The organism is Kitasatospora sp. MBT63, from assembly GCF_000710465.2.
GTDB lineage: Bacteria > Actinomycetota > Actinomycetes > Streptomycetales > Streptomycetaceae > Kitasatospora.
In genome coordinates this window covers 9,453-18,515 of record NZ_JAIZ01000653.1, presented here as the reverse complement: position 1 = coordinate 18,515, position 9,063 = coordinate 9,453, and the positions used below count along the sequence as shown (strand labels likewise).

8 protein-coding genes and 1 pseudogene are annotated in these 9,063 nt (G+C 75.6%); all 9 read left to right on the top strand.

Annotated features, from left to right (window positions below; genetic code table 11):
• Positions 1–586 (top strand): annotated as a pseudogene (locus tag AA75_RS34390) (lysine 2,3-aminomutase); the annotation flags it as partial.
• On the top strand, positions 583–1,896 hold the full coding sequence (locus tag AA75_RS34385) for a phenylacetate--CoA ligase family protein (protein WP_051813963.1): 1,314 nt from the start codon (positions 583–585) through the stop codon (positions 1,894–1,896). The pseudogene AA75_RS34390 and the gene AA75_RS34385, both read left to right, overlap by 4 nt.
• Positions 1,893–3,626, top strand: a complete 1,734-nt coding sequence (locus tag AA75_RS34380) for a prenyltransferase/squalene oxidase repeat-containing protein (RefSeq protein WP_051813962.1) — start codon at positions 1,893–1,895, stop codon at positions 3,624–3,626. Before AA75_RS34385 ends, AA75_RS34380 begins: the two co-directional genes overlap by 4 nt.
• 28 nt (positions 3,627–3,654) lie before the next feature.
• Positions 3,655–4,053, top strand: a complete 399-nt coding sequence (locus tag AA75_RS34375; protein ID WP_033824278.1) for a hypothetical protein — start codon at positions 3,655–3,657, stop codon at positions 4,051–4,053.
• Complete coding sequence (locus AA75_RS34370; protein WP_051813961.1) at positions 4,050–4,349, top strand: acyl carrier protein; 300 nt, start codon at positions 4,050–4,052, stop codon at positions 4,347–4,349. Before AA75_RS34375 ends, AA75_RS34370 begins: the two co-directional genes overlap by 4 nt.
• The gene (locus tag AA75_RS48350) at positions 4,346–5,317 is read left to right on the top strand and encodes an AMP-binding protein (protein ID WP_051813960.1); all 972 of its coding nucleotides are present in this window, start codon (positions 4,346–4,348) and stop codon (positions 5,315–5,317) included. Before AA75_RS34370 ends, AA75_RS48350 begins: the two co-directional genes overlap by 4 nt.
• Positions 5,314–6,501, top strand: a complete 1,188-nt coding sequence (locus tag AA75_RS34360; protein ID WP_051813959.1) for a phenylacetate--CoA ligase family protein — start codon at positions 5,314–5,316, stop codon at positions 6,499–6,501. Before AA75_RS48350 ends, AA75_RS34360 begins: the two co-directional genes overlap by 4 nt.
• Positions 6,501–7,859 carry an amidase gene (locus AA75_RS34355; protein ID WP_051813958.1) on the top strand — a complete coding sequence of 453 codons (1,359 nt, stop codon included), beginning with the start codon at positions 6,501–6,503 and terminating at the stop codon, positions 7,857–7,859. Before AA75_RS34360 ends, AA75_RS34355 begins: the two co-directional genes overlap by 1 nt.
• The coding region (locus AA75_RS34350; RefSeq protein WP_051813957.1) for an acetyl-CoA carboxylase biotin carboxylase subunit family protein at positions 7,856–9,063 on the top strand (1,208 nt) is incomplete at its 3' end. The genes AA75_RS34355 and AA75_RS34350, both read left to right, overlap by 4 nt.

Sequence of the window (9,063 nt, the reverse complement as noted above, 5' to 3'; positions counted from 1 at the left end):
CGCCGGGCTCGCCTTCAGCCGCGGCGTCAGCATCGCCGTGCACACCCACGCCAACGCCGCCCAGCAGGTCACCGCCTCCGTCCAGGAGGCCGCCCGGGCGATGCTGGAGGCGGGCGTGCGCGACGTCCGCAACCAGGGCGTCCTGCTGCGCGGCGTCAACGACAGCGCGCCCGCCCTGCTCGACCTGTGCTTCGCCCTCCTCGACGGCGGCGGCATCACCCCGTACTACTTCTACCTCTGCGACATCATCCCCAACAGCGAGCACTGGCGGACCTCGCTCGCCGAGGCGCAGCGCCTCCAGGACGCCATCATGGGCTACCTGCCGGGCTTCGCCACCCCCCGGCTGGTCTGCGACGTCCCCTACGCCGGCAAGCGCTGGGTGCACCAGGTCGAACGCTACGACCGCGAGCTGGGGATCTCGTACTGGCGCAAGCACTTCCTGACCCTGCTGGACGCCGACGACCCGCAGGCGCTGGAGCGGCTCCACGAGTACCACGACCCCATGCACAGCCTCCCGGAGTCCGGCCGGGAGCACTGGCGCAGCCGGTTCGACCCCGTCCTCTCGGTATTGGAGCGCAGCTCATGATGCTGTTCAACGACCCCGCCGCCGCAGCCGCCTTCACCGCGGCGCACGGCCGGCTCCAGGAACTGGAGGCCGGCGGATTCGCGCCCGAGCTGGTCCGCGAGGTGCAGCGGGAGAAGCTGGCACTGCTGTGGGACCGCGCCGCCGAGGCGCCCTACTACCGGGACGCTCCCGGCGTCGCCGCCCGCGACCTGGACGCGGTCGAGCCGACCGCCAAGGACCGGCTGAAGGCCGGCCCCGCCGACTTCGAGCGCCCCGGCCTCGAACGGGTCGTCAAGTACTACGAGAGCTCCGGCTCCTCCGGCACCCCGACCCCCACCCCGCGCCTCGCCGAGGACGTCATCCACAACGTGGTCGGCGTCGCCCCGCTGTGGCGGCGGGCGCTGGGCGCCGACCCGCGCCGGGTCGCCGTCCTGCTGCCCTCGGACATCGTCCCGGTCGCCGACTTCGTCGCCGGGGTCTGCGAGTACCTCGGGCACGCCGCGCTGCGCTGCTACCCGTTCACCACCGGGATGTGCGACTTCGACCGGCTGGAGCGGCTGTTCGCCGGCTACCGGCCCGAGGTGCTGTTCGCCGCCCCCGGCGTGCTCACCCAGTGGACCCGGGTGCTCAAGAGCCGCGGCGCGCTGGCCGCCGTCCGCGCGCAGGTACGGACCGTGATGCTGCTCGGCGAGGTCTCGCTGCCGGCCCAGCGCGCCAAACTGGCCGCCGACTGGCAGGCCGAGGTGTTCGACGCCTCGTACGGCTCCACCGAGACCGGCACCATCGCCGCGACCTGCGAACGCGACCGGCTGCACCTGCTCCCGCACGGCCACATCCTCGAACTGCGGGACGGCGACAAGCTGGTACCGGCCGAGCCCGGCGCCACCGGCGAACTGGTCGACACCCCGCTGAACAACTTCGCCCGCCCGCTGCTGCGCCTCGCCACCGGCGACGTCGCCGACATCGCGGCCGAACCCTGCCCCTGCGGCCTGGCCCTGCCGACCGTGCACATCCACGGCCGCAGCTCCGACCGGGTCGAGATCGGCGGCACCACCGTCGACGAACGCCTGATCGGCTCGATCGTCTACCAGGACCACCGGGTCACCGGCTACCTGATCCAGGTCCAGGCACCCGCCGCCCGGCTGGTCCTGGAACGCGACGTCGACGTGGAGGACACCGACGACGCGCTGGCCGCCGACGCCCGCGAACGGTTCGCCGGCACCGGCATCCACTGGGACGACGTGCTGGTGGTCAGCCAGCTGCCCGCCGTCACCAAGGCCGGCGGCAGCCAGAAGAACTGGAAGCGCACCAATGTGATGGTCGCCCGGTGAGCCCCGCGAGCCCCCTGACGCTGCTCGCCGACGGCGGCGCCCGGCAGGGCGAGGCCGACCTGTGGTGCAGCTACGCCGCCGTCCGCACCCTGCACTGGCTCGGCGAGAAACCCGCCCGGCCCGAGGACACCGTCGCCTTCCTGACCTCCCGGCAGAACGCCGACGGCGGCTTCGCCTGGCAGCGCGGCCTGCCCTCGGACGTCTGGGCCACCTACTACTGCGCCCAGGCCCTCGGCGACCTCGGCCACCCGCTGCCCGACCCCGCCCGGCTCGCCGACTGGCTGGCCGGCACCCGCACCGCCGACGGCGGCTACGCCATGACACCCGGCCAGGGCGCCGACATCTGGGCCGTCTACTACGCCACCCGGGTGCACCGCGAGGTTCTCGGCCGCCCGGTGCCCGACCCCGAGGCGCTCGGCGGCTGGCTCGCCGCCACCCAGCACCCCGACGGCGGCCTCGGCTGGAGCCCCGGCAGCCGCACCCCCGACGTCCGGGCCGGCTACTACGGCGCCCTCGCCTGGCGGGCCGCGGCCGGCGACGCACTCGGCCCCTGGGACACCCCGGCCCTCACCGGCTGGCTGCAGGACCAGCAGGACACCGGCGGCGGCTTCCGCTTCGGACCCACCTCCCAGCCGTGCGCCTGGGCGGCGTTCCGGGCCGTCCGGGCCCTGGACGCACTCGGCGCCGCCCCCCGCGACCCGGACGCGCTGCGCCGCTGGCTGGCCGACCGCCGGCTGCCCGGCGGCGGCCACGAACGCTGGGCCGGGTACGGACGGGCCGACGTGTGGTCCGCGTTCAGCGTGGTCGGCGCCCTCCAGACGCTCGGCGACCCGATCGGCCCGGACCACCGGGCCGAGATCGCCGACCAGGTCCGCGGCTGCCAGCTGCCCGGCTCCGGGTTCACCTACACCGAGCCCGGCCGGGCCGGCGACAGCCTCGCCACCGCCGCCGTCACCATCCTCACCGCGCTGCGGCCCGCCGGCGGCCCCGGCACCCCCGACAGCCTGGTGCGCTGGCTGCGCGGCGCCCACCTGCCGTACGAGGACGGCGTGATGTACATGCCCGGCCGGGGCGCCGAGGTGCGCTGCACGCTCTGGGCGGTGGAGGCGCTGGCCGCCGTCGGCGAGAGCCTGGACACCGAACGCCTCGGCCGCTGGGTGCACGGCCTGCAGAACACCGACGGCGGCTTCGGGTACTGGCTCGGCCGCGGCTCCGACCTGGTCTCCACCGTCAGCGCCGTCGAGGCGCTGGCCGCCGCCGGACTCGACCCCGCCGGCCGCACCGACGCCCCCGCGGTGCTGCGCTTCCTGGCGAGCTGCCGCCACCCGGACGGCTACGGCCAGGTCCCCGGCGCCGAACCCACCCTGGCCGCCACCGCGCAGGCCGCCCGGGTGCTCGACCTGCTCGGCGAGCACGGGCCCGCCCGCGACCTCGGCGCGGGCCTCGCCCACCGGGCCGGACCGCTCGGCGGCTTCGGACCCACCGCCCGCGGCCTGCCCGACCTGCTGTCGACCTACCAGGCCGTGCTCACCCAGCGGGTGCTGGGCCTGCCGGTCGACCTGGACGGGCTGCGCCGGTTCCTGGCCAAGGTCCGGGTCGGCTCCGGCTTCGCCTGGAGCCCGCTCAGCCGCCAGCCGGCCGGCCTGCTGGCCGCCTGCCTCGGCGAGCAGCTCGCCGCGCTGGCCGCCAGCGACGCCGCTCCCGCCCGCCTGCTGCGGCTCAACCTCTGACCCCGACCACCCGAAGGGGAGTCCCACCGTGCCGACCACCAAGGTCGAGACCCCGCTGTCCGATCCGCTGTTCGAGCGGGAGGTCGCCAAACGGCTGAGCTTCTGGTGGCGCCAGCAGGGCGTCGACCTCAACCACGTGCTGACCCGCTTCGCCGACCTGCCCGGCCACCGGGTGTTCAGCGGCCCGTTCCCGCTCGGCGGCGCCCCCGGCGAGGACCTCGCCACCAACCTGTTCGCCCTCGTCACCTGCGTGGTGTCGCACGAGCGCGACGCCGCCTTCCGGCGAAGCTACGCCCTCGCGGTCCGGGCCGCGCTGAGCACCCGGATCCCGGTCGACCGGATCTTCGTCTCGTTCGAACCGACCGACCCGGCCGACCACTTCACCCCGGGCACCGCCTGGGCCGAGCCCACCCAGGAGACCCCGTGAACGCCACCCCGGCCACCGCCGCCCCCCTGCGCGACCGCCTCAGGGAGGCGCTGGCCACCCTGCTGGGCCACCCGCTGGCCGCCGCCGACGACGAGGTCTCGCTCGCCGAGATCGTCCCCGAACGCTACGACAGCCTCGGCGTCCTGGACGCCGTCGGCCTGGTGGAGAAGGAGTTCGGCGTCCCGGTCGACCTCGTCGTCGACGACCTGCGCTCCACCTTCTTCAGCGTCGCCACCATCGCCGCCCTGATCGAACGCAAGCAGCGCGACGCGGCCGTCCTCGGACTGCTCCCGTGACCGTCCACCGGCCGGACGCACCCGTCGCGTTCGCCACCTCCGGCTCCACCGGACCCCCGCAGCAGTGGCTGCGCGACCCCGCCCAGATCGACGCCGAGGCCCGCCTGCTGACCGCCCTGTGCGCCGACGGCGGCATCGACGGCGTCCTCAGCTACGCACCGCCCCGGCACCTGTACGGGCACCTGATGGGCCTGGCCGTCCCCCGGCTGCTGGACGTGCCCTGCCTCCAGGCCGGCCTGACCGCGCCGCTGGCCAGGACCGTGACCCGCTGGCGCCGCCCGCTGGTCGCCGCGGTGCCCGCCGCCTTCGCCGTGCTCGCCCGCTGCCTGCCCGAACTGGCCCGCGCCGAGCGGATCGTATTGGTGCACAGCAGCGCCGTGCTGCCGGCCGGCGCCCGCGAGCTGGTCGCCGCCCTCGGCGAACGGGCCCGGCTGGTCGAGCTGTTCGGCTCCACGGAGACCGGACTGATCGCCACCCGCAGCGGCGGCGCGGGGGAGTGGACCCTCGCCGAGGACACCCGCTTCGCCCCGGAGCAGGAACAGGAGCAGGCCCGGGACCGCCGGCCGGACGGCAGCCGGCTGCTGCGGGTGACGAGCCCCCGGCTGGCCCGCCGCCCGGGCGAGGAGGTCCCGGCCGCCACCGCCACCGGCGACCTGGTCACCGCACCCGACGAGCGGACCTTCCACTGGCACGGCCGGGCCAACCGGCTGGTCAAGGTCAACGGCGTCCGGGTCGACCTCGACCACCTCACCGCCCGCCTCGCCGCAGCCGTCCCCGGCGTCGCGCTCGCCTGCCGGGCCGAACCGGACCCGCTGCGCGGCGAATGGTTCTCGGTGCACGCCGCCACCGACGACCCTGGCCTGCTGGCCCGCCTCGCCGCCGCCGTCCGCGCGCTGCCCGCCGCCGAACAGCCCCGCGCCCTGCACCCGCTCCCCGCGCCCGCCCCACCCACCCGGGAGGTCCGATGAACGACACCGACGCCGCCCTGCGCACCCTGGCCCGCGCCGCCACCAGGTTCCCGCACTTCCGCGACAAGTACCGCGCGCTCGACCTGACCGGCGACTTCGACGTCAGCGCGCTGCCCGAGATGACCCGCGAGGACGTCACCGCCGCCGCCGAACAGGCCGCCGCCCAGCGCCCCCGCCCCGCCTCCGCGTACCTGTTCACCAGCGGCGGCAGCACCGCCGAACCCAAGCTCGCGTGGATCCCCACCGAGATGCACCTCGGCGAACTCACCCGGCACTGGCAGCCGCTCGGCCCCACCGACGTCCTCGCCAACCTCGCCAGCCCGGGCCGGCTCTGGTCCGCGCACTACTGCTACAACCGGCTCGCCGAACTGGCCGGCGCCGACGTCATCGGCCTCGGCTACATCGCCGACGAGGAACTCGGCCAGTGGCTGGACTTCCTCACCCGGCACGGCACCACCGCCGTCGCCGGCACCCCCTCCCAGCTGCTGCGCATCCTGCGGTACTGCGAGCGCACCGGCCACCGGTTCGCGAGCACGCTGCGGGTCGGCATCTGGTTCGGCGAGCCCTGCGACCCCGCCCTGCCGGAACTGCGCGACCGCGTCGCCCCCGGCTTCGGCCTGTGGGGCAACTACGGCTCCACCGAGACCTGGGTGATCGGCCACAACGGACCCGACTGCCCGACCGACACCTTCCACCTGGTGCCCTACCAGCACGTCGAACTGGTCGACGGCGCCGTCCTGGTGACCACCCTGCACCCCGGCGCGGTCGCCCCCGTCATCCGCTACCGGATCGGCGACCGCGCCGAACCCGTCACCTGCCGCTGCGGCCGCCCCGGCGACACCCTGCGGATCGCCGGCCGGGAGAGCTCCCTGGTCAAGTTCGCCGGCACCCTGGTCAGCCCGCAGCAGCTGGTGCAGATCGCCAAGGAACTGCCGGGCGTGCACGCCGCCCAGATCGTCCTCACCGGCGCCGCCGGGATCGCCGAGCAGCTGGAGGTCAGGGTCGTCGCCGACGCCGCCGTCACCGACGAGAGCGTCCGCGCCCACCTGCTCGCCTCGCAGATCGACCTCGGCTTCGCCCTGCGCGGCGACGACGAGGAGTTCCGGATCCGGCGCGCCGACGAGCTGAGCGCCAACCCGCGCACCGGCAAGACCCCCGACCTGCTCTGGGCGGCGGCCGGCTGATGCCCACCCAGGACCGACCGCTCACCGTCCCGCCCGACCTGCTGCTGCCGCTCGCCGAACGCCGCCGCCGCCTCGACACCGGCGCACTCGACCCCGCCGCCTACCGCGCCACCCTGCTCGACCACATCCGCCGCACCGACCCGCTGGTGCGCGCCTTCACCGACTGGCGGCCCGCCGACACCGCCGACGCACCCGTCCCCGAGACCACCTCGGTCAGCTACAAGGACACCATCCACGTCGCGGACCGCCCCACCCGGCTCGGCATCCGCAGCGGCTACCGCGACTACCCCGCCCACTCCGCCGAGATCGCCACCCGCCTCGCCGCCCGCGGCCTGACCTGCGTCGGCAAGGTCACCACCACCGAATGCGCGCTCGGCACCACCAAACCCAGCAGCAACCCGCGCCACCCGCACGTGTCCACCGCCGGGTCCTCCTGCGGCTCCGCCGTCGCCGTCGCCGCCGGCTTCTGCGACGTCTCGGTGGGCAGCGACTCCGGCGGCTCGCTGCGCTGGCCCGCGATCTACTGCGGCGTCACCGCCCTGCGCGCCACCCCGCACCCCGCCCTGCTGGCCGGCGTCCACGCCGTCTCCCCGAGCATGGAATCGGTCGGCCTGGTCACCCGCACCGCCGCCGACCTCGGCTGGCTCTGGCGCCACCACGCCCTCGCCGACTGCTTCGGCGCCGTGCCCGTCACCGCACCCCGGCAGCTGCGGTACGCCGCCGCCGCGCCCCCCAGCGAAGCCCTGCACCCGCAGGTGGCCGCCCTGCTGGACGCCGTCCACCGGGTCCTCGCCGACCACGGCCACCGGCCCGTCGCCCCCGACGGCCTGGACACCGTCTGGGCACTGCGCGCCCCCGCCGGCGAACTCCTCGCCCGCGAGGCCCACGACAGCTACGCCCCCGTCCTCGACGCCCCCGGCGTCACCGTCGGACCCGACACCCTGGCCGCCGTCCGCCGCGGCGCCACCACCGACGACACCCGCCACGCCGCCCTCAAGGACGGCCAGGACCGGGCCGAGAAGCTGCTCACCGCCCTGCTCACCGAACAGATCGACATCCTGGTGCTGCCGCTGGAGGCCGGCCTGCCCGACCTGGCCGGCCCGCCCGCCGCGAGCACCCTGACCGGCGGCGCCCTCGACAGCACCGCCCCCGGCGGCGGCGAACTCACCCTGATCGCCAACTACGCCCGGCTGCCGGTGCTGGCCCTCCCGCTCGCCCTCAGCGAGCAGGACTCCCCGCTCGGCGTCCAGGTACTGGCCGCCCCCGGCCACGACGACCTGCTGGTCGCCGTCGCCGAAACCCTCGAAGACCTGGCCGGGGCGATCGCCCACACGATGAGACGGACGGCACACGCATGACGACAACACCGACCGAGACCGGCACGGTGGTCCTGCTCGGCGCGATGCTGGGCGGCCGCTACCCCGAACTGGTCCCCGCCGCCCGGCGCCGCGGCCTGACCGTGCTCGGCATCGACGCCGACACCCCCCGCGCCCGCCGCTTCGACCAGGCCCGCCGCGAGCAGCCCGACCACCCGCTGGCCGGCCTCGCCGAGCTGGCCTGGCTCCCCGGCGAGCGCCACGAGGAGATCGTCCAGCAGATCCTCGACTGGCAGGCCGCCGGACACACCATCCGGGCCGTCGTCCCGTTCGGCGAGGACTACGTGGAGGCCACCGCCGTCGTCGCCGACCTGCTCGGCCTGCCCGCCCCCGGCCTGCGGGCCGGCCGGGTCTGCCGCAACAAACTGCTCCAGCGCCGCTACCTCGCCGACTGGAGCCCCCGCTCGGTCCTGCTCCCGCCTGCCGAACGCGCCGAACGCGCCGCCGCCTGGACCCACTACCCGGCCGTCGTCAAACCCCTCGACGGCCAGGCCAGTTCCGGCGTCGAACGGGTCGACGACCCCGCCGCGCTCAACGCCGTCCTCGCCGACCGCGACACCGCCGAACCGCTGCTGGTCGAAGAACTCGCCCACGGCCACGAGGTCTCCGTCGAATCCCTGGTCCAGCACGGCGAGCCGGTCTTCGCCGCCGTCACCGGCAAGCGCACCAACGAGGGCGAGGACGGCGCCGCCCGCTGGTTCGTCGAACTCGGCCACACCGTCCCCGACCCCGACCTGGACGACGCCACCCGCGCCGCCCTGCTCGACGTCAACGCCGCCGTCCTGCGCCGCCTCGACTTCCGCGACGGCATCGCCCACGCCGAGTACCGGATCGCCCCCGACGGCACCGTCCGGCTGATGGAGATCGCCGCCCGGGCCGGCGGCGACAACATCCTCACCCTCTACCACCTGGCCACCGGCGCCCCGCTGGAGGAGGCGATGCTCACCGTCGCCCTCGGCGAGCCCACCCGCTACCCCGAGCCGCGCCGCTACGTCCGCCAGGTCTACCCCGAGCACACCCCCGGCGTGCTGCGCGACATCACCGCCCCCGGCCTGGACACCGAGGTCAGCTGGCTCGCCGACCGCTGGATGTGGCCCGCCGTCAAGCCCCTCGACGACGAACCCGGCGCCATCCACATGATCGTCGCCGGCCGCTCCCGCGGCGACGAACTCGCCGCCATCCGCGC

Excerpts from the sequence above, each read along its gene's own strand:
- AA75_RS34360 (WP_051813959.1), top strand. The coding sequence starts at position 5,314 with ATGAACGACACCGACGCCGCCCTGCGCACCCTGGCCCGCGCCGCCACC.
- AA75_RS34385 (WP_051813963.1), top strand. The coding sequence starts at position 583 with ATGATGCTGTTCAACGACCCCGCCGCCGCAGCCGCCTTCACCGCGGCG.
- AA75_RS34355 (WP_051813958.1), top strand. The coding sequence starts at position 6,501 with ATGCCCACCCAGGACCGACCGCTCACCGTCCCGCCCGACCTGCTGCTG.